Annotated in this window: 16 protein-coding genes and 4 pseudogenes; 11 read left to right on the top strand and 9 right to left on the bottom strand. The window is 61.5% G+C overall.

Going from position 1 to position 19,657, the window contains the following annotated elements:
- The first annotated feature begins 64 nt into the window (after nt 1-64).
- Nucleotides 65-571 (top strand): sigma-70 family RNA polymerase sigma factor, encoded by a 507-nt coding sequence (locus JFV26_RS28865; protein ID WP_201197085.1) that lies wholly within the window; start codon nt 65-67, stop codon nt 569-571.
- Nucleotides 568-1,320 carry an anti-sigma factor family protein gene (locus JFV26_RS28860; RefSeq protein WP_201197084.1) on the top strand — a complete coding sequence of 251 codons (753 nt, stop codon included), beginning with the start codon at nt 568-570 and terminating at the stop codon, nt 1,318-1,320. Before JFV26_RS28865 ends, JFV26_RS28860 begins: the two co-directional genes overlap by 4 nt.
- Nucleotides 1,321-1,403: 83 nt before the next feature.
- Here JFV26_RS28860 and JFV26_RS28855 read toward each other — a convergent pair whose 3' ends face one another.
- Nucleotides 1,404-2,240: an IclR family transcriptional regulator gene (locus JFV26_RS28855; RefSeq protein WP_201197083.1), complete on the bottom strand. Its 837-nt coding sequence runs from the start codon at nt 2,238-2,240 to the stop codon at nt 1,404-1,406.
- 244 nt (nt 2,241-2,484) lie between these two features.
- Between JFV26_RS28855 and JFV26_RS28850 the strand changes: the two genes are divergently transcribed.
- The 7 genes from JFV26_RS28850 (at nt 2,485) to JFV26_RS28820 (ending at nt 9,105) form a co-directional block, all read left to right on the top strand.
- The gene (locus tag JFV26_RS28850) at nt 2,485-3,504 is read left to right on the top strand and encodes an ABC transporter ATP-binding protein (protein WP_201197082.1); all 1,020 of its coding nucleotides are present in this window, start codon (nt 2,485-2,487) and stop codon (nt 3,502-3,504) included.
- Entirely contained in the window at nt 3,501-4,370 is an 870-nt protein-coding gene (locus tag JFV26_RS28845) for an ABC transporter permease (protein ID WP_201197081.1), read from the top strand. Before JFV26_RS28850 ends, JFV26_RS28845 begins: the two co-directional genes overlap by 4 nt.
- A gap of 6 nt (nt 4,371-4,376) precedes the next feature.
- Nucleotides 4,377-5,171, top strand: a complete 795-nt coding sequence (locus JFV26_RS28840; RefSeq protein ID WP_201197080.1) for an ABC transporter permease — start codon at nt 4,377-4,379, stop codon at nt 5,169-5,171.
- Nucleotides 5,172-5,178: 7 nt separating this feature from the next.
- Nucleotides 5,179-5,469 (top strand): (2Fe-2S)-binding protein, encoded by a 291-nt coding sequence (locus JFV26_RS28835; RefSeq protein ID WP_201197079.1) that lies wholly within the window; start codon nt 5,179-5,181, stop codon nt 5,467-5,469.
- A 103-nt stretch (nt 5,470-5,572) separates the two neighbouring features.
- On the top strand, nt 5,573-6,928 hold the full coding sequence (locus JFV26_RS28830) for an FAD/NAD(P)-dependent oxidoreductase (RefSeq protein WP_201197078.1): 1,356 nt from the start codon (nt 5,573-5,575) through the stop codon (nt 6,926-6,928).
- Nucleotides 6,925-8,040 (top strand): NAD(P)/FAD-dependent oxidoreductase, encoded by a 1,116-nt coding sequence (locus JFV26_RS28825; protein ID WP_201197077.1) that lies wholly within the window; start codon nt 6,925-6,927, stop codon nt 8,038-8,040. The genes JFV26_RS28830 and JFV26_RS28825 overlap by 4 nt, the downstream gene beginning before the upstream one ends.
- An 18-nt stretch (nt 8,041-8,058) precedes the next feature.
- Nucleotides 8,059-9,105, top strand: a complete 1,047-nt coding sequence (locus JFV26_RS28820) for an ABC transporter substrate-binding protein (RefSeq protein WP_201197076.1) — start codon at nt 8,059-8,061, stop codon at nt 9,103-9,105.
- A 157-nt stretch (nt 9,106-9,262) separates the two neighbouring features.
- Here JFV26_RS28820 and JFV26_RS28815 read toward each other — a convergent pair whose 3' ends face one another.
- The 7 genes and pseudogenes from JFV26_RS28815 to JFV26_RS28785 all read right to left on the bottom strand — a co-directional run bounded on the left by JFV26_RS28815 (nt 9,263) and on the right by JFV26_RS28785 (nt 15,691).
- Nucleotides 9,263-10,225: a Csu type fimbrial protein gene (locus JFV26_RS28815; protein ID WP_201197075.1), complete on the bottom strand. Its 963-nt coding sequence runs from the start codon at nt 10,223-10,225 to the stop codon at nt 9,263-9,265.
- Nucleotides 10,222-12,579 (bottom strand): fimbria/pilus outer membrane usher protein, encoded by a 2,358-nt coding sequence (locus tag JFV26_RS28810; protein WP_201197074.1) that lies wholly within the window; start codon nt 12,577-12,579, stop codon nt 10,222-10,224. Before JFV26_RS28810 ends, JFV26_RS28815 begins: the two co-directional genes overlap by 4 nt.
- A 118-nt stretch (nt 12,580-12,697) precedes the next feature.
- Nucleotides 12,698-13,470: pseudogene (locus JFV26_RS28805) on the bottom strand (fimbrial biogenesis chaperone).
- 26 nt (nt 13,471-13,496) lie between these two features.
- Nucleotides 13,497-13,997 carry a Csu type fimbrial protein gene (locus tag JFV26_RS28800; protein WP_201197073.1) on the bottom strand — a complete coding sequence of 167 codons (501 nt, stop codon included), beginning with the start codon at nt 13,995-13,997 and terminating at the stop codon, nt 13,497-13,499.
- A gap of 4 nt (nt 13,998-14,001) precedes the next feature.
- The gene (locus tag JFV26_RS28795) at nt 14,002-14,538 is read right to left on the bottom strand and encodes a Csu type fimbrial protein (protein ID WP_201197072.1); all 537 of its coding nucleotides are present in this window, start codon (nt 14,536-14,538) and stop codon (nt 14,002-14,004) included.
- 20 nt (nt 14,539-14,558) lie between these two features.
- A complete protein-coding gene (locus JFV26_RS28790; protein WP_201197071.1) occupies nt 14,559-15,092 on the bottom strand; it encodes a Csu type fimbrial protein in 534 nt (177 codons plus the stop codon).
- Between the two features lie 104 nt (nt 15,093-15,196).
- Nucleotides 15,197-15,691, bottom strand: a complete 495-nt coding sequence (locus JFV26_RS28785) for a Csu type fimbrial protein (RefSeq protein WP_207204080.1) — start codon at nt 15,689-15,691, stop codon at nt 15,197-15,199.
- A gap of 315 nt (nt 15,692-16,006) precedes the next feature.
- Here JFV26_RS28785 and zapE point away from each other — a divergent pair.
- Nucleotides 16,007-17,130: pseudogene (zapE, locus tag JFV26_RS28780) on the top strand (cell division protein ZapE).
- 158 nt (nt 17,131-17,288) lie between these two features.
- Nucleotides 17,289-18,612, top strand: a pseudogene (locus tag JFV26_RS28775) (leucine-rich repeat-containing protein kinase family protein).
- A gap of 109 nt (nt 18,613-18,721) precedes the next feature.
- Here the strand turns inward: JFV26_RS28775 and JFV26_RS28770 are convergent.
- A pseudogene (locus JFV26_RS28770) lies at nt 18,722-19,428 on the bottom strand (YebC/PmpR family DNA-binding transcriptional regulator).
- Nucleotides 19,429-19,657 lie beyond the last annotated feature (229 nt).

Here is a 19,657-nt window from a genome sequence, read left to right as displayed (position 1 = left end):
CGTGGAATAACCTCAAGTGCCGGGCGTCTTCCTAGTCCCTAGCGTAGTGACTAGTCAGAACCTCATGAACGATATCGACGAACAACTGAGAGAAATCATTCCCAGACTGCGTCGGTTTGCCGTGTCGTTGACGCGCAACCCCAGCAGCGCCGACGACCTGGTCCAGGCCAGCCTGGAGCGAGCGCTGTCGAGTTGGAGCGACAAACGCCCCGACGGCGACCTGCGTGCCTGGCTGTTTTCGATTCTGTATCGACAGTTTCTCGACGCTCACCGGCGCTCTCGTCGTTATGCGCGGATGCTCGAGTTCTTTACCGGCCGTGACGATTCCCAGCCATCGGCCGAGCGCACCGTGATAGCCCAATCGACCCTGCAAGCCTTCGACCAGCTCGGCACCGAGCAGCGCGCGCTGCTGCTCTGGGTGTCGGTGGAAGGCCTGACCTATAAAGAGGTCGCCGAGATTCTCTGTGTCCCGACTGGCACCGTGATGTCCCGCCTATCCCGCGCCCGCCAGGCCTTGCGCGAACTCAGCGACGGCGAAATCACCCGTCCTTCTCTGCGGAGACTCAAATGATCAGCATGCCCCCAAGCGAGCGTGATCTGCACGCCTACGTCGATCACCAACTCAGCGATGCCGACCGACGTCTGGTGGAGACTTTTCTGGCCAGCAACGCGGAAATTTCTGCGCTGGTACGCGCCTGGCAGCAGGATGCCCAGCAACTGCGCGCAGCCCTTGGCGGCGCCTTGCAGCAACCGGCCAACCCGGAACTTGACCCGACACTGATTCGCCAGCGCCTCAAACGTCAGTCGCGGCGGCATCTGGCCAGCGCGGCAATGCTGCTGGTCGCCGTCAGCATCGGCGGAATCAGTGGCTGGCAGGCTAGGGACATGACCCTCGTCAGTGCCCAGGCGCCGATGACCGATGCGATTCAGGCTTACCGTTTGATTGCACAGCAAGGCATCCTGCCGGCCGACTACAAAGTCAGCGACGACGGCGATATGCAAGGCTGGCTCGACCGTTACTTCACCAAGGCCAATCGCTTGCCTGATCTTTCGGGCGCAGGCTTCAAACCGGTGAGCGGGCGCTTGCTCAGCACCGAGCAAGGACCGGCGGCGATGGTGGTTTACGAAGACCCTACAGGGCACAAAATCAGCTTTTACGTGCGGCCACCGGGCCCGAAAAATTACTTACTGCCACGGGGCAGTCGCAGTGACGGGGAGTTGCAGGCCGAGTATTGGTCGGGGGCCGGGTACAACTATGCAATGGTCAGCCCGAGCGACACGGCGGCGGGGCAGATGCTCAGGCAAACCGTACAATTTTAGAACGATCAAAAGATCGCAGCCTTCGGCAGCTCCTACAGAAGCACGCGAACCCTGTAGGAGCTGCCGAAGGCTGAGATCTTTTTTCAGCCCTGCCCAAACACCTGCGAAGGCCTGCGCAGCAACGGATCAAACGGATTAATCCGCGGCCCGATCAACGCCGCTTCGCGCTTGAGCATTTCCACCACCGTCGGCAAGCGATCCGGCCCCAACCGATCGCTGACCGTAGCCACACTCAACGCCGCCACCGCCCGCCCGTCACGATCCAGAATCGGCACCGCCACCCCGGCCATGCCCTGCAATACCCCGGTGTTACGCCCGGCATACCCCAGATTGCGCACGTTCTCGACTTCCGACCTCAGGAACACCTCGTCATACAGGTGAAAATCCTTCAGTCGCGGCAGGTTGTAGTGAATCACCGTATCCCGCTCTTCCTCCGGCAAAAACGCCAGGATCGCCAGGCTGCCCTGCCCGACACCCAGCGCCACCCGTCCGCCGATGTCCCCGGTAAAGGTGCGGATCGGGAACGGTCCTTCGCTGCGGTCCAGGCAGATCGCATCAAAACCACTGCGGGCCAGCAAAAACAACGAATCCCCCAGCGACGCCGACAACCGCAGCAATGACGGTCGCACCAGTTCACGCAGGTTGCCGTTATTGCCCGCACGGGCGGCCAGGGCGAAAAAGTCCAGGCTCAGGCGATAGCGTTTACTGCGCACGTCCTGCTCGACCATGCCCTCGTCCATCAAGCTGCGCAGCAAGCGGTGGGTGGTCGGTTGCGACAGGCCAATGCGCTGGGCCAGTTGCGTCACCCGCTCGCCGACCTCGACGGTGTCACCCAGGCTGCGCAGCACTGCAAACAGTCGGGAGACCGCGCCGACACCGACTTCATTTTTATTTTCATTCCGCTGAATGGAATCAGACATTAATTTTCTCGACTTAAAATTTACTCACTGAATGAATTTGAAAATAATCATCGTCTCAGTGAAATAGACCATTGAGCCCATCCTAGTCTTCGTCCTACTCTGCGTCCATACAGGGGCGATTCGAACAACAGCGGCAGCCGACCCAAGTCGAGCGCCAACGCACCCCGCAGCATCTTTTCGTATCTGCCCATACAAAAAAGCGCGACTTCAGGCCGCGCATAACAATCTCAGGTGGAGCGCAGCTATGGCATTCGTGCAACTTGAAAACCTCGGTAAACGCTACGGCGTAATCGACGCAGTCGTCGCCACCAACCTCTCGGTGGAGAAAGGCGAGTTCGTCTCCCTGCTCGGCCCTTCCGGTTGCGGCAAAACCACCACATTGCAAATGATCGCCGGCTTCGTCGAGGTCAGCAGCGGGCGCATCGTGCTGGACGGTCGCGACATCACCCACGCCAAACCCGCCAGCCGTGGCCTGGGCGTAGTGTTCCAGAGTTACGCGTTGTTCCCGCACATGAGCGTGCAAGACAACGTCGCCTTCGGCCTGCGGATGCGCAAAGTGCCCAACACCGAGTTGCAGCAACGGGTGGCTCGGGTGCTGAAACTGGTGCGCCTCGACCAGCACGCCGAACGCTATCCCCGGGAATTGTCGGGGGGTCAGCGTCAGCGAGTCGCATTGGCCCGGGCCTTGGTGATCGAGCCGCCAGTGCTGCTGCTCGACGAGCCGTTGTCCAACCTCGACGCCAACCTGCGCGAAGAGATGCAGTTCGAGATTCGCCGCATCCAGCGTGAAGTCGGGATCACCACGCTGATGGTCACCCACGACCAGTGCGAAGCGCTGTCCATCAGTGATCGAGTAGTCGTGATGCAGGCCGGGCGCATCACCCAGATCGACGCGCCCTACACCCTTTATGAACACCCGCGTACCGAGTTCATTTCCGGGTTCGTCGGCAAGGCCAATCTGCTGCCCGGCGAGCGTGATGATGCGGGTGTGGTTCAGGTGCACAGCGGCGGCGACCTGACTCTGAGCCTGCGCCCGGAAAAAATCGATCTACGGGAAAAAGATCACGGCCGTTTGCAAGGCAACATCGTCAGTCGCTTCTTCCTCGGCAGCCAATGGTTGTACGGCGTTTCGACGCCCTTTGGCGAACTCAGCGTGGTGCGCCGCAACGACGGCTCGGCACCGCTGGCCGAAGGCACGGCGGTGGGCCTGGACTGGGACGCGGCGCTGCTGCGGGTGCTGAGTGTCGACGAGGTGTGCGCATGAGTCTGCTCGCCTCCGTCCGCCAGGGACGCCAAGGGTATTTATTGTCGGCTCCGGCGCTGGCGTTGTACCTGGGCCTGCTGGTCATTCCTTTAATGCTGACGCTGGTGCTGTCGTTCAACGTGTTCGACTACAGCTCGGGGATCAACAGCAACGCTTACACCCTCGACCACTACAGCAGCCTGCTGGGCGATCCGTACTTCTACGAGATCTTTCTGCGCACGTTCTGGATCAGCGCCCTGACCACCCTGCTCTGCGTGGTGATCGGCGTGCCCGAGGCCTACATCCTCAGTCGCATGGGCGCACCGTGGCGCTCGATTTTCCTGATCCTGATCCTCACGCCGCTGTTGATTTCGGTGGTGGTGCGCGCCTTTGGCTGGAGCCTCTTGCTCGGTGCCGAAGGCCTGGTCAACCAGACCCTGCAGGCCTTCGGCGGCTCACCGATGAAGTTGCTCTACACGCCGTTCGCGGTGGTGATTGCGCTGGTCCACGTGATGCTGCCGTTCATGATCATTCCGGTCTGGACCTCGCTGCAGAAACTCGACCCGGCGGCCGAACAGGCTGCGCTGTCCCTCGGTGCCAGCCACCTCACGGTGATGCGCAAAGTGCTGGTGCCGCAAATCATGCCCGGCGTCTTGTCCGGCACCTTGATCGTGTTCGGCCTCGCCGCCAGCTCCTTTGCCATTCCCGGATTGCTCGGTGGCCGTCGATTGAAAATGGTCGCGACGCTGATCTACGACCAGTACCTGTCGGAGCTGAACTGGCCGATGGGCGCGGCGATTGCCGTGGCCCTGCTGTTGCTCAACCTGCTGATCATGCTGTCGTGGAACCGGATGATCGAAGGCCGCTACAAGAAGTCATTGGGATAACTCGTCATGTCCAAAAACGGTCCTTTCGCCCTGCTGTTTCATACCCTGGTGGTGCTGTTCATGCTCGCGCCGCTGGTGGTGGTGTGCCTGGTGGCCTTTACCCCGGAAAACACCCTGAGCCTGCCGACTACACACTTTTCACTGCGTTGGTTTCGTGCGGTATTCGAGCGCGCCGACTTTGTCGATGCGTTCTACAACAGCCTGATCCTGGCGTTCTGCGCTGCAACATTGGCGACACTGATTGCGGTGCCGGCGGCGCTGGCCATCACCCGATTCGAGTTTCCCGGACGCGGCTTTTTCAATGGATTGTTCCTGTCGCCGATCATCATTCCGCACTTGGTCTTAGGCGTGGCATTGCTGCGTCTGTTTGCGCTGATGGGCGTGAATGGCAGCTTCGGCTGGCTGATCTTCGCCCATGTGCTGGTGATCACGCCGTATGTGCTGCGGCTGGTGCTGGCGTCGGCGATCGGTCTGGATCGCAGCGCCGAACATGCCGCGCAATCGCTGGGTGCCGGGCGTTTCACACTGTTCAGGCAAATCACCTTGCCGATGATTCTGCCCGGTGTGGCGGGTGGCTGGCTGTTGGCGTTTATCAACAGTTTCGATGAGGTCACGTTGTCGATTTTCGTGACTTCGCCGGCCACGCAAACCTTGCCGGTGCGGATGTACGTGTACGCCACCGAATCCATTGATCCGATGATGGCGGCGGTGTCGGCACTGGTGATTGGCCTGACCGCCTTGACGATGATTTTGCTCGATCGGGTCTATGGCCTGGATCGGGTTCTGGTGGGCAAACAATGAGGGCGCCATGGCTCTGCTGAAACGACTGGCCGAAGGCGACCGCCCGGCCCTGGACTTTACCCTCGACGGCCAACCTGCCAGCGGCCTGCTCGGCGATACCGTGCTGACCGCCGTGTTGACCTGCAGCGAACACCTGCGCGGCAGTGACTTCAGTGCCCAACCTCGCGCCGGTTTCTGCCTGATGGGCGCGTGCCAGGATTGCTGGGTTCGCCTCGGCGATGGTCGCCGGGTGCGCGCCTGCTCGACGCTGCTCGAAGCCGGCCAACAGATCAGCCGCGAACCGGGGCGCAGCGTATGAGCGTCATTTATTCGGTGCGCACAAAAGATCGCAGCCTTCGGCAGCTCCTACGCCGTACGTGCGAAGCCTGCGATCTTTTGATCTTGAACATCGAGGGATCGATATGAATCCCGTGATCATCGTTGGAGCCGGCCCCGCCGGGATTCGTGCAGCGCAAACCCTGGTGGCGCATGGCGTGCGCCCTATCCTGCTGGACGAAGCCGCACGCGGTGGCGGGCAGGTTTATCGGCGTCAGCCGGCGAATTTCAAGCGCTCGGCAGTCAAGCTTTATGGCTTCGAAGCGCGCAAGGCCAGCGCGATTCATCAGACCCTCGACGAACTTCGCGAACAGCTCGACTACCGCCCTGAAACCCTGGTGTGGAACGCCGAGGCCGGCGCTCTCGACACTTTGCAGGATGGCCGCGCCACGCGACTGGCATTCTCCCGGGTGATTGTCGCCACCGGCGCCACTGACCGGATTTTGCCGGTAGAGGGCTGGACCTTGCCGGGGGTTTATAGCCTCGGCGCGGCGCAGATTGCGCTGAAGTTCCAAGGCTGCTCCATCGGAGAACGGGTGGTGTTCGCCGGCAGCGGACCCTTGCTGTACCTGGTGGCCTATCAGTACGCCAAGGCCGGCGCGAAGGTGATGGCGGTGCTCGACAGCTCGCCTTTCAGCGCCCAGGTCCGCGCCCTGCCCGGCCTGCTGTCGCAACCGACAACCCTGGCCAAAGGCATTTATTACCGCAGTTGGCTGACCGCCCACGGCATCCCGGTACATCAGGGCGCCAGCCTTCTTCGGGTCAACGGCGAACAGCGCGTACAATCGCTGAATTGGCGTAACGCCAAAGGCTCACAACAAATCAATTGCGACGCCGTCGCCTTCGCCCACGGCCTGCGCAGCGAAACCCAGCTCGCCGACCTGCTCGGCTGTGAATTCGCCTGGAACCCGCTCAACCGCGCCTGGCTGCCGCAACGTGATAACGCCGGGCGCAGCAGTGTCGCGCAGGTGTACCTGGCCGGTGACGGCGCTGGAATCATGGGCGCCGATGCCGCCGAAATGGCAGGCGAACGCGCAGCACTGGCCCTGCTCGAAGATATCGGCGACCTGATCCCGACAGAGCGCCCCGCCGCCCTTGAGCAATCACTGAAACGGATCGGTACGTTCCGCAATGGGCTGGAGCAAGCCTTCGCCTTTCCCGAGGACTGGGCCGCCAACACCCCCGACGACCTGATCGTCTGCCGCTGCGAAGAGGTGCTGGCCGGCAATATCCGTCAGGTAGTGCGCGAAGGACATTGGGAGATCAACCGGGTCAAGGCCCATTGCCGGGTCGGCATGGGGCGCTGCCAAGGCCGGATGTGCGGCGCGGCGGCAGCAGAAATCATTGCCTGCGAAAGCCAGCGCCCCGTGTCGGACATCGGTCGACTACGGGCTCAGTCACCAATCAAACCGCTGCCGTTTGGCCTGGAGGTCGAGCCATGATCGAAGTCGATGCGATCATCATTGGCGGCGGCATTGTCGGCGCCTCGGCCGCGCTGTTTCTGAGCAAGGCCGGCCGTCGCGTGGCGTTGCTGGAACGGGACTTTTGCGGCTCCCACTCCAGTGGCGTGAACTACGGAGGCGTACGCCGTCAAGGCCGACCGTTGTCGCAACTGCCGCTGTCGCAACAGGCTCACGAAATCTGGGCACAACTGCCGCAGTTGCTTGGCATCGACGGTGAGTACCAACGCAGCGGTCACCTGAAACTGGCACGCAGCTTCAACGATTTGCGCGCCTTGCAGGACTATGCCACCAGCAGCCAGGGCTTCGGCCTCGACTTGCAGATCCTCGACCAGGATCAGTTACGCGCCCGTTTCCCTTGGGTCGGTGATGTAGCGGTCGGCGCGTCGTTTTGCCCCGACGACGGCCACGCCAACCCGCGACTGGTGTCCCCGGCGTTTGCCCAGACCGCGCGTCGACATGGCGCGCAAATCCATGAGCAATGTGCAGTCACCCAAGTGGATCACGACGGCCAGCACTTTCGAGTCAGCACTCAAACCGGCCTCGAACTTCGCGCGCCGTGGCTGTTGAATTGCGCCGGGGCCTGGGCCGGCGCCCTCGCGGCACAGTTTGGCGAAGCGGTACCGATGCATGCCGGGCACCCGGCGATGCTGGTCACCGAACCGTTGCCGCTGGTGATGAACGCCAGCACCGGGGTCGAGGGCGGTGGCATCTATGCCCGCCAGGTCACCCGCGGTAACTGTGTGCTGGGCGGTGGCCAGGGTTTCGCCCTCGACGACGCCCGCGCCCGCCCCGGCCAGAACGCGGTGCTCGAAATTCTCCGCCAGGCAGTCGAGCTCTATCCGTTTCTTGAAGGCGCCCAGGCGATTCGCACCTGGAGCGGCACCGAGGGTTATCTGCCTGATCGCCAACCGGTGATCGGGCACAGCGGTACCCAGCCCGGTCTGTTACACGGGTTTGGCTTTGCCGGCGCCGGCTTCCAGATCGGCCCGGCGGTGGGCCAGGCGCTCACCGAGATCATCTGCAGCGGCGCCGCCAAGACGTCGCTGGATGCGTTTTCCATCACCCGGTTTCACTCCATCTCCGTTGCTTGATAGAGGAAGGTCGCGCCAATGAATAACCTCAAACGCACTGCACTGCTCGGTTTCTCCTGCATGAGCGCTCTGCTCACGGTCACTCAGGCCCAGGCCGAACCAACGCTTTACCTGGGCATGAACGGCGGGACCATGGAACGGCTTTACGCCGACAAGGTGCTGCCGGTTTTCGAGAAAGCCAACAACGTCAAAGTGGTGATTGTGCCGGGAACTTCCGCCGACATCCTGGCCAAGGTCCAGGCCAGCAAGGGCAATCCGCAGATGCACGTGATGTTCCTCGACGACGGCATCATGTACCGCGCCATCTCCATGGGCTTGTGCGACAAACTCGAAGACAACCCGACCCTGGCGCAGATTCCGGCCAAGGGCCGCATCAAGGAGCAGGCCGTCGCCGTCAGCCTCGGGGTCACCGGACTGGCCTACAACACGCGGTTGTTCAAGGAAAAAGGCTGGGCCGCGCCGACCTCGTGGATGGACATGGCTGATCCGCGCTTCAAGGACAAAGTGGTGTTCCAGTCGATGGCCTCCTCGACCTTCGGCCTCCATGGTTTCCTGATGTTCAACCGGATTCAGGGCGGCAGCGAAACCGACGTCGAACCGGGCTTCAAGGCCTGGCCGAACAGCGTGGGGCGCAACGTGCTGGAGTACATCCCGAGCTCGGCGAAGATTTCCGAGATGCTGCAAACCGATGAAGCGGCGCTGTTCCCGTTGACGCCAACCCAGGTCACGGCGCTGAAACTCAAGGGCATGCCGGTGGAATATGCGCAACCCAGGGAAGGCGCCGTGGTGCTGAACGTCGCCGAATGTGCGATCGCCAACAACACTCAGCCGGAATTGGCGCAGAAACTCGCGGCGTTTCTGCTGACGCCTGACGCGCAAGCGGCTGCGCTGGAGGATGGCGACCAGATCCCGTCCAACCCCAACACCCCGACCACGGATAAGACGCGGGGTCAGGTTGAGGCGATGAAGCAGTACCTGGAGACCGCGATTGCGATTGATTGGGACCAGGTGAATGAACAGCGCCCGGCGTGGAATGCGCGGTGGAATCGGAGTATCGAACGCTAGTAGGCAGCACCCACAACCCCATGGCTTTGCACAATCCGTGTAGGAGCTGCCGAAGGCTGCGATCTTTTGATCTTGATCTTCTGCGCAGTTGGCATTGTTGAAGATCAAAGTCAAAAGATCGCAGCCTTCGGCAGCTCCTACAGGGTTTTGTGCACGGCTAGAAACCTACGTCGAGCACCACGCTGTCGAGGTAAGTCCCGGCTGGCGGGGTGGTCTGGTCGGTGTAGATTTTGGCGTTGTAATTGAAGACCTGACTCCCCGTGCCCAAACCGTTGCCGGGGTTGACCTCGGCATCGGAACTGGCCCGGCGCGCAGTGCCGACGCTGCCCCAACGGGTGGTCCCGGTACTTTTGAAGATGTCGTAGGCCAGGTAATTACTGCCGGAAATCATCCGCCGCCGCCCACCGACGCTGATCGCCTGCTGACCATCGCTCAGGCCAACGGTGTAGGCACTGCCCTTGGTGCAGGCGAGGTTGATGGTCTGGCCGGTAACGGCGCTGAACGCGCTGATCACCGGGGCGCTGCCGAAGCTGATGTTCGGCGCGGTGATCGTACAGTCGTTGGCCACGGTCAGGTTGACCGTCAGGGTGGTGTTGCCGCTGCCGATGTCGCGCCCCAGGCACAAGCTGCCAATGCCGAGGCCGGAGCAGTAATTCCAGCTCCAGGCAATGCTCAGGGTTTCGCTGTAGATCCCTGCCGCGACGTTACTGCCGATGGTCGTCCCCAGATAAATCGGCACGGTTTTCGGCACCACGCTGCCGAGCAATCCCAGCGCATCGATGATGCCGTTACGGGCGAAGTCGAACGCCACACCGCGGGTCAGCGGGTAACTGGTGGAGTTGTTGCCGTACAGCGTGTAGCCAATGATGTCGCCCGTCGGGCCGAGCAGCCCGGTTTGCGTGGAGGTGACCGTGGCATAGAAATGGTCGGTACTGGATAACAATGAAAGCAACGAGCCGGTGCAACTCAACCCCGCATTGGTGGTGGAACTGGACTGCGACGTGGTGCGCACCGCAATCGAACTCAACGAGCCAAACGCTACGGGCAAGGTGCTGACCACCGAGCACAACGCCCAGGCCGACCCCGGCAGCCATAACGCCAGCAGTGCCAGGCACTTCATTCGCACACCAACGGCCCGATCAGCGGGATCTGATCCTGTTTCATGTCCACGGCAAACTGCACCTGACAGGTCTTCCCGTCGGCCAGGGTCACCCGCAGACTGTTGTGCGCCTGAAGGTTTTCCAGGTACACCAGTCCATCCCATCCAACCACGGTTTGCGTGCCGCTCTGCTCATGCACGACGCCGCTGCCCAGGGGCAATTCCCGCTGCCGTGCATCCACCAGCACGATGCTTGCGGCGACTATCCGACTCAACGCAAACTCCAACAGGTAACCGCTGCCACGGCGCACCGCGATTCGCTGTTCGACGTTGGGGCTGCGCACGTTGGCCGGCAGGTTCAGCGGGTCGATTTCGTATTTGCCGCGGTAATAGGCACTGCTCCAGGGGACCAGCAGGTGGCCGTTGCGGTCGGTCTGGCCAACCAACTGGTTTTCGTAGCGCACCGGAATGTCCGCATAACCGTCGGTGCTGACCACCACAAACGCATCGTCGATCCGGTTGGCCGCAAACAACTGGCGGTCCATCCAGACCAATGAGCCACTGGCATCGGCCCAACGGGTTTGGGCATCGCTGGTGCCGTAGACACCGGCTTGCAATTGCACCGATTGCAGGCGCCAGGTCAGGTCGGCCTGACGATAAGCCGGCCCGTCGCCCTGAGCGTAACCGAGGTTGAAACCCACCCCGCCTTCGGTGGGCACGGCACGGCTATAGTTGACTCGCTGCTGGGTTTGCCCGGTCTTGCTGCGTTCGCTGCTGATGGCCAGGCTACCGTGCAGATCGAAAGGAATCACCAGTTGCGCCTGCACCGCCCAGTTGCTGTCACCGATTTCGCGGTTGCCCGACAGATAGAAACTGGTATCGCGCCACAGCGGTTTGCTCCAGGTCAGGTTGAGCAATCGGGTGCGCGACTCGTCCGCCGCACGCACGTCGAAATAACCGACGCCGAGGCTACCCCAGGCATCAAGGTTAAGGCTCAGGGTTGCCTGTTCGCTTCGTTTGCTCAAAGTCGTGTAAGCACTGTCGACCACCGTCAGGTCGGCATATTGGTCGCGCCGTTGCAGTCGTTGATACGAGAAGCTGTAGCGCTGGCTGCTGTACTGATAGCCGAGGCTCAGCTGCTGGCCACTTTCGCCGTCGAACCGGCTTTGGCTGAGCGCGGTATTGAGAACGCCGAAATTACCCAGGCGCAGGTTGCCGCCCAAGCCGCCAAGGGTCAGGGAGTCCGAGGCTTCGGCGTGGCTTTCGAGGGTGAAGTTGTCGCTCAGGCCGTAACGCAAACTGCCGGACGTGACGCCGGGCCCGTAGCCGAAATCCCGAAGTCCATAGTCCCGGCGCAAGGTCCCGGTGGCCACCGAAAAATCGCTCAAGCCCTTTTGCAGCAAACTGCTGGTGACGTAGAACGGCACCGTGGTCGAGACCTGCCGACCCAAGGCATCGGTGGTGACGACCACCGCTTCGCCGGCGCCGTTGATGAACGGAATATTGGTCAGGGTGTACGGCCCCGGTTGCAGGTCGGCGCTGCTGGATTTGTAGCCGTTGATGAACAAGTCCACCGAGGACGGCACCGCAGCTTCACCGGCAAACTGCGGCAACGGGTAGGTCACCAGGTCCGGGCGCACACCGAAGTCGCGGGATAACTGCACCCCGCCGAGGCGCACCGAACTGCTCCAGGGCAAGGCACCGCTGACCAGGTCCCCGGCCTCATACGTCAGCAGTCGCTCGTCATCGGAATAACGCCAAGTAGTGTCATAGCGCAGATAGCCATTGTTCAACGTGCTGAGCGCCGCCCCCGACAAGGTGCGACGATATTGCCCGGTGTTGGACAGCGTGCCCCAACTGTCGAATAGCCGCACTTCGTTCCATGCCGCGAGGTAGGTGCCGGCATCATCGGTGTCGTTGAGGTACAGGTCATAGTTGAGCAAAGTCCCGAAACTGCTGAGTGCCGGGGTGCGCGGGTAGGCTTGGCGGTTGCCGACGAATTGCTCCGGCAGCCAGTCCGGCGGAACGCTGAGCAGTAGCCTTTGACCAATACTGTCGTACTCGCTGCGCAGGCCCGGCAAGCTGTCGAGGTCAACGTCGGCGCTGATGTTTTCCGGCAGTTTCATGCCACTGTCGCGCAGCGCCGTGGCTGGCAGAAAGAATCGCCCGCCCCGCTGATCCACCGCCACGACTCGACCGGTATTCATCTGATTGACCACCAACTCCAGAAACAACTGTGCATCGGCCACGGCCTCCATGCCGCTGGGCGGAGGCGGCAAGTCGCCGGCCTCGGCTCGAGGGATGATCATCAGCCAACACGCGCAGGTCGCCGCCCACAACGGACACTGGAAACTGCGAGCCCAACCCTGGCTCATTCGCGCTTTATGTCCGTCAATGGACAGGTTCCTCCGCAGCCTTTTTTGTAGGAGCAAGCTTGCTCGCGATGGCGATTTCAAGGACGCCATCGCGGGCAAGCCTTGCTCCTACAGGTGATCACCGTAACGGGGAAATGCTCTGCACCTGCGCCGCGCCGTTCACCCGCACCTGCAGCGCCGGCTCGCCGGCCATCGGCCCCGGCGCGGGCCAGCGCATGATTGCGCCAGGCAACACATAACCGAGCAAACCTTCCACCAGCGGTTTGGTCTGGCCGCCCTGCTTGAGCGCGACATCGGTCAATCGCGCATGTACCGCGCCCTGGTTGCGCACCTCCACGTACGAGCGACCGTCCACCGCCACCGTGCGCCAGCTCAGGTCCGGCAAGCCGATGCCTTTGGGATCACGCTGGCGGGTGGTGTCTTCCTTGCTCCACAACCCGGCACCGTAGGCAAACAGCGGCACCGAATAACGCATCTGGAACCGGATCGCCGCCGCAGTCTTGCCATCTTCAGCAGCCGGCGGTTTGGCCGAGGGAATTTCGTCGATGATGATGCGGTAAGCCAGCTCCTGCCCCGGTGGAATTTCCGGGTGCGGGTCAGGCGCACCAATTGTTTCTGGCCCGGTTCGATCTTCGCCACCGGCGGGCTGCCGATCACATCGCGCTGATTCTGATACTGGTCGTTGAAACCACTCTGGCTCCAGGCGAACACCCGGATTTGCAGGTTTGCAGTCTCGCTGCCACGGTTTTCCAGCCACAAGGCACTGGCCTGTTGATCGGCCTCCAGCACCGGATCAATCGGCCAGATCAACACCGAACTGGCGGCCTGTGCCTTGGCAGCCCCGAGTAACACCATTGCCAGCCCCGTACAGCGCAAGACCTGTGACCACATGTGCTGCTCCTTTTCAAAACGCCGCATTACCACGACAGCTGCACCTGCAGCACATCGCTGTACGTCCCCCCAGGCTGATTGCCCGGCAACTGCACCTGACCGTAAATCGGCAGGCTGATGTTGTTCGCATCGCTGTAGGCCACCGGCACGCTCTGGCCGACCCCCAGGCTCTGGCTGAATGCCGCATCGCGAAACAGCGAATACGCCACCCGGTTGCTGCCGGTGGTGAGCTGCATGTGCCGCCCGCTGCTGTTGTACTGACCGCCATCGACCGTCATGTTCAGCGTCACCCCCGGCGTGCATTGCAACTGCACGCCACCGGTCAACGCCACCTGCACCGTGCTGGTGGCCAGGGCCGACTGGCTGCCGAAGTTGAGGCTGCCGTAGTCCGACAGCCCGCCCACCACCAGGCAACCGGCGGTCACCGTGGCACTGACCTGGAAACTCTGGCTGGTCACCGCCGCCAGCGGCAACGGCACACTGCCCGCACAGAGCAGGAGCAGCGCGGCACAGCCATGGCGAGCCATCGCACTAAAAGGTCAGTTGGACAGCAACGGTATCGGTGTAGGTGCCGGCCGGCAGTCCCGCCTTGCCCACGGCTTTGCCATAGATGTTCACCGCCTGCGTCTGGCCGGTACTGGCTGCAAGGTTGATCACACCGTTGATGGCCAGAAGTTGCGAGTGAGCGGCATCGGTGTAGAAGTCGTAGGGCACGTAATTGGCGACGCCGTCGTATAACGCTCGGCTGCCACCCGTGGACTGAGCGTCATGGCTTCCCGCGCCGACGGTGATGGTTGGCGAGGTACCACTGGAGCACTGAACCGACAGCGCTCCGCCACCACCGCCCAGCACCTGGCCGTCCGCTTCGGTGAACAAACTGGTGGTGGTGCCGAAGTTCACGGTACCGAAATTAAGTCCCGTGCTGCCCGCCGTGCCGTTGACCAGGCAACTGCTGGTCAGGATCAGCGTGGAACTGATCTGCCCGGTGACGGTGGTCGCGGCCTGAGCGCTGGACACCAGCGCCAGGCTGAACAATGACAAACCTATCCTTGATACAAACATGTGCATGGCGTCCGTCCTCTACGGGTTTACCAATCGAGCGTCACCGTCAGGGTGTCGGTGTAGACACCGGCCGGAACCGCGCGGGTATTCGCCACCACCGAGCCAAATACCGGGATCGGTATCCGCGCAGCGCTGGTCACAGCGAAATTGTGTTGTTGGCCGATGCTGTAGCTCTGACTGCCCGAGGCATCGAGGAACAATTGATAAGGGAGGGTCTGGCTGCCGTTGCTCAGCCGCCGGGTCGTACCGTCACCATGGGCGCCGCCGTCGATGGTGACGGTGAACCCGGTGACCGAAGGGTTGCAGGCGACATTCAATTTGCCGCTGGCATCGTCGCTGAGGCTGGCCTTGATCGGGTGGGTCCAGGTCGGGCCTTGCTGGCCGAAATCCAGGCTGCCGAAATCGCTGACCGGGCTGCCTGGGCTGGCGCCATTGGTCACTTCGCAACCGGCGATGATAACCAGCCGTGCGTGGATCTGCCCGCTGATCGCCGCTTGGGCATCCTCGACGAGAAAAAACAGTACGCCCACGGCGATAACCATCCAGTGCTTGTTTGTCATCGTGCCAATCCCAACTCCCTCAGGACGCCAAAACCCGGACGTTCAACGAGGAATGCCCCCTTCCCTGCGCCACCCGATTCCTTCGGGGGCAAGTTGCACAGCTGTTACCAGGTGACAGTCACCTTTACCAGGTCTGAATAACGGCTGACACGGGGAATCTCCGCCAGCCGGTCGATACGGGCGTACAAAGGTAAAGCCACGGAACCGGTATCCGGCACGCGGCCGCTTATCGGGACGTTCACCGCCAGCGGGATCAGTCGCGCGGGGTCCTGGTAGAGCCGATAAGGGATAGGTTTGCCGTGTTCGGCGGAACCCGCCATGTAACGCACATCGCCGACGCCGCCGTGCTGGCCGCCATCGACGCGTAATTGATAAGGCGTGTCGGGGTTGCATTCCAGACGCGGCAGGTGCTCATTCATCAACGCCGCGCCCAACGGTCCGGCCGGGTCATCCAGCCGCGCGGTGCTGCCGAAGTCCAACACGCCCAGTTGCTCGACGCCCGCACTGCGTTGCTGCCCCACCAACTGACAGCCACGCTGCACGTCGACGCGCACCTCCACCTGGAGTTCTGCGGCCAGCGCTTGCGTGCCAAGCATCATGCTCAAGGTTGCCAATACCCGAATTCCATTCACGGCCTCATTCCTTGCGAGGGTGACTTCTGAAAATCAGGTTAGCAACGCAACGGGAATTCGCCAGTCATACGGCCCGCCGGGTCCCTCAGCGCGGAGGGGGGTTGTATCGAATTGTTGGAAAACCGCTGATGCACCAGCGGGAAACCAGCTGTACAAACCGCAGTTTTTTGTCTAACTATGCAATGGCTATGTCAACACGAGTGGTAGGGCGATTCCCCGTTTGGTTACACTACGCCGCCGCAGCTCGGTGAGCCGGCCTGAAGATCCCGGGGTGATATTATCGTGGCCGTTCTACCGCCAATCCGTTCGCGACTCACACCACGCTGGCCCGCGCTGCGCCGTTTGCTCGGCAAAGCCATTGCGTCGCCTGCCAGCGGGAACGCCAACCATCGAGTCATCCACGACTACTTTCACCATAAGGCGCTCGCTCAGGGCTACACCCTCAGCCACAGCCAGCAACGGGTGATCGACTGCATGGCCCGGCATGCGACGACATTGCTGGGTAGCTCGGCGAAAAACCTGCCCGGCCTGTATCTGCACGGTGCTGTCGGTCGCGGTAAAAGCTGGCTACTGGACGGTTTTTCCAGGCCATCCCCCTCGCGCAAAAACAGCGCCTGCACTTTCATGAGTTTTTCGCGCAGCTGCATCAGGGCATGTTCAGCCATCATGACCAACCCGATGCCTTGGCGAACACCCTTGATGAGCTACTGCAGGATTGTCGGGTGTTGTGTTTCGACGAGTTTCACGTCCACGACATCGGCGATGCGATGCTCATCATCCGGCTGTTCAAGGCGTTGCTGCGCCGCGGCGTCCTGCTGCTGGTGACCTCCAACTACCCACCCGAAGGCTTGCTGCCGAACCCGCTCTACCACGCGCGTTTCAAGCCGGTGATCGACCTGATCAACACGCGCATGCAAGTCATGGAAGTCGGCGGTCCTCATGACTACCGCAGTCAGGCACGAACCCATACCCAGCAGGTGTTTACCCAGGGCCGGTACGTCTGGCCGGCGACGCCAGCCCAGCGTCAGGCGTTGAACCTGCCTGAAAATGCTTTGCCCCTCGCGTTGCCGGTCGGAACACGGCATCTGCCAGCGCGGTACTGCGAGGGGCGAGCCGTCGGTTTTACCTTCCGCGATCTGTGCGACCACCCCACCGCCGTGATGGATTACCTGGAACTGTGCCGGCGTTTCGATCACTGGGTCATCGATGAACTGCCCAACCTGAACGATTGTTCGATCGCTGCGCAGCAACGGTTTATCAACCTGATCGACGTTTTGTACGATCAGGACAAGCATTTGGTGCTATTGGGGCAGCGTTCGTTGCGGGAAAGTCTGGATGGGGATGCCATTGACCTGGCGCGCACGCGGAGTCGGTTGGGGCAGTTGGTGGAAGTGCGAGAAGCGTAGGTCAAGATCAAAAGATCGCAGCCTTCGGCAGCTCCTACGGGAGAAATGCAATCACCTGCAGGAACTGCCGAAGGCTGCGATCTTTTCAGGGCCAGTACAGTCCCAAGTCGTTATCATGTGGCCCGCGCCCTTCTTCCAGATCAATAGCGAATCCGTTCATGAATACCCTTGCACAATTGCGAGCCGGTGAGCTGGCAGGCATCACCCGTCTGGACCTGGTCTGCGGCCTGACCAAGTTCCCCGGAAATCTTCGACCTGGCGGATTCGCTGGAGATACTCAACCTCAGCGGCAACGCCTTGAGCAGCCTGCCGGACGACCTGCACCGCCTGACCCGATTGCGGATTCTGTTCTGCTCGGACAACCAGTTCACCGAGCTGCCGGCCTGCCTGGGCCAATGCGCCGCGCTGAGCATGATCGGCTTCAGGGCCAACCGCATCGAACAGGTGCCGGCCGCCGCCCTGCCGCCGTTGCTGCGCTGGCTGATCCTGACCGACAACTGCATCAGCGAACTGCCGACCGAGTTGGGTGAACGTCCGCTCATGCAAAAACTGATGCTCGCCGGCAACCACTTGCAGCAATTGCCCGAAAGCCTGGTTCAATGCCATCGACTGGAACTGTTGCGCATCTCGGCCAACCGCTTCACCGAACTGCCCGAGTGGCTGCTGACCCTGCCGGCCCTGACTTGGCTGGCCTACGCCGGTAACCCGCTGGAAACCGAAGCCGATGCCGCCGCCCTTGAGGCCACACCGAGCATCCCGTGGTCGGCGCTGACCCTGGAACACAAACTCGGCGAAGGTGCTTCGGGGGTGATTCATCGCGCTACCTGGCAACGACCGGGGCAAGCGGATACTCAGGTCGCGGTAAAACTCTACAAAGGCGAAATGACCAGCGATGGCTCGCCGCTGCACGAAATGAACGCCTGCATCACCGCAGGCCTGCACCCCAACCTGATCCGCATCGAAGGGCGAATTGTCGACCATCCGCAAGCCCAGGCCGGACTGGTGATGCAGTTGATTGACCCGAGTTACCGCAACCTCGCGGCATTGCCAAGCCTGGCGTCCTGCAGCCGTGACGTTTACACCGATGACACTCGGTTCAGCGCGGACGTGGCATTGCGCATCGCCCGTGGCATCGCTTGCGCGGCTGAACACTTGCACGAACAAGGCATCACCCACGGCGACCTCTACGGCCACAACATTATGTGGAACGAGCACGGTGACTGTCTGCTGGGCGACTTCGGCGGCGCATCGTTCCACGCCACCACCGACAACCTTGAAACGCGTGCGCTGCAACGGATCGAAGTGCGGGCGTTCGGGGTGCTGCTGGGGGAATTGCTGGCGCGCATCGACTCGGGATTGAGCGATGTGGATCAGGTGACGCTGGAGGACCTTGAGCAGCGTTGCTGTCAGCCAGATGTACTGGCGCGGCCGGGGTTTTCAGAGATTGTCGTTGCATTGCAGGAGATTGTTGCGGCGTCTTGAAGAAAAAGATCGCAGCCTTCGGCAGCTCCTACAGGTGTTCACCATTCCCCTGTAGGAGCTGCCGAAGGCTGCGATCTTTTACAGACAACACAACTTTTGCTGAAAAAACTTAACCCGCCAACCCGACAAACATGTCCTGCACGTCGTCGTGGTTATCGAGGCCTTCCAGGAAGGCTTCGACTTCAGCCATGTGCTCGTCGCTCAACCCGCTGACCGGGTTCTTCGGCTGATAGCCCAACTTGGCCGACAACACGGTGAAACCTTGCTCAGGCAGGGCTTTTGCACCGCGTCCAGGTCTGCAGGCTCGGTCAGGAACAGGGTCGTGCCCTCTTCTTCACCCGGCTCGAAATCCTGGGCGCCGGCTTCGATGGCGGCCATTTCGGGGTCGGCGTCAGGGCTGTCCGGGGACGCCTCGATCATGCCGACGTGGTTGAAGTCCCAGGACACCGAACCGGAAGCGCCCAATTGGCCTTTGCGGAATGCCACACGGATTTCAGCGACGGTGCGGTTGATGTTGTCAGTCACACATTCAACGATCAACGGCACCTGATGCGGGGCGAAGCCTTCGTAGGTCACGCGATGGTATTGCACGGTTTCGCCGAGCTGGCCGGAGCCTTTCTTGATCGCACGTTCCAGGGTTTCGCGGGGCATCGAGGCCTTTTTCGCTTGTTCAACCACCAGACGCAAGTGTGCGTTAGTGGAGATATCGGTGCCGTTACGCGCAGCAATGGTGATTTCTTTCACCAGTTTGCCGAAGATCTTGCCCTTGGCGTTGGATGCCGCTTCTTTGTGTTTAACCTTCCACTGTGCGCCCATTACTCACTCTCTTGATCTGTGGCGCCGAGACATCTATTGGCCGACGCATGGCCGCAAGTTTATACGGCCTAAAGTCGGCAATCGACCAAAAATTCCATCCTGTTGACCGGCATGCCATCGGCATCTTCAACACTGCGTATAGGGAAAATCTGAAAAGTCGATTTGCGATGACTATTCAGGGCCGTGGTTTCGTACCCTCTGCGCCCCGAATTTCATGGCAGAAGCACAC

Origin of the sequence: Pseudomonas sp. TH31, assembly GCF_016650815.1 — a bacterium.
In the GTDB taxonomy this organism is placed as follows: Bacteria; Pseudomonadota; Gammaproteobacteria; order Pseudomonadales; family Pseudomonadaceae; genus Aquipseudomonas.
Note: the sequence above shows the minus strand (reverse complement) of the source record. Positions and strands in the feature narration are given on the sequence as shown.